This is a genomic window from Liberiplasma polymorphum (assembly GCF_043951795.1).
Taxonomy (GTDB): Bacteria; Bacillota_I; Bacilli_A; order Izemoplasmatales; family Izemoplasmataceae; genus Liberiplasma; species Liberiplasma polymorphum.
On sequence record NZ_JBIOAG010000080.1, the window covers coordinates 1 to 1,023 of the forward strand.

1 protein-coding gene is annotated in these 1,023 nt (G+C 37.0%); it reads right to left on the bottom strand.

The window, feature by feature from the left end; genetic code table 11:
• Window positions 1-914, bottom strand: a 914-nt coding sequence (gene istA / locus ACHAJD_RS09835) for an IS21 family transposase (protein ID WP_435585694.1), incomplete at its 3' end; no start/stop codon positions are given.
• Window positions 915-1,023: the final 109 nt, after the last annotated feature.

Sequence of the window (1,023 nt, forward strand, 5' to 3'; positions counted from 1 at the left end):
AGTTCTTCTTGATAAGCGTATAGAATACTTGTTGCGGGTAATGGGGTTAGATACTCTTTTTCGTTTAATAGTAGATCATTTGGTGCGAAGTCTGTAGCTTGACTTATTTCTTCATTGATTTCATCTTGAAAGGCTTTAACGATGGAGTAAATATCCTCGTATCCATCAATTTCATAATCATAGACTCTTAGTCTTTCTGTTAGTTTTGCGAGTGCTTCAACCTTACCTTTGGTTTGGGGGCGATATGCCCTACAGGCAATCGGGTGAAATGCCATATCTTTACTGAAGTGATAAAATGTTTGGTTAAACACAACTTGTGAAAACTGTGTCTTCGCCCGGTCTACGACCGTTCTCATGTTATCAAACCATATCTCTTTAGGGACACCACCAAACGCTTCAAACCCATGCGCCATCGCACTAAATAATACTTTTTGGTCTTTGGTTAGGGTTGGTTCGATAAACTTGAACCTTGAATATCCCAAAACCATTAAGAAGAGTTGGAACGTTACTTTCTCACCTTGCTTGGTGTGCAGCGTGAAATCTTCTTTCCAGTCAACTTGTGCGGACAATCCTGGGTTTGTTTCAACACGTATGGTAGCTTTTTTGGTTCGTTCATCTTTGATTGATTTGATGTATTCTCTGAGTATGGTGTATTTTCCCTCGTAACCTTGTTTAATAATATACTTGTAAATGGCAGTGCCATTTACACCTAGTTCAATCTTTTCATTAATTAACGATTTAAAAAGATCAAGTTTACTTGGTTTTACGTTTTTCCTTCTCTCTGTAACTGCACCTTCATAGTACCGTTTCACTGTTCGTGCATCACAGTTAAACCGTCTTGATAGTTCACTGTAGTTCGGTTTGATTTTATCCATTCTATAAGTACTCACTTTCTCATAAATATCGATTCGCATCTTTTGTATACCTCCATCATTTTGTCGTTGATTTAAGTATACAAAAAAATGTAGAATTTTAGGCATTTTCATTCCGCCTTTTTTCTACATTTTAACACCGCCATTTACA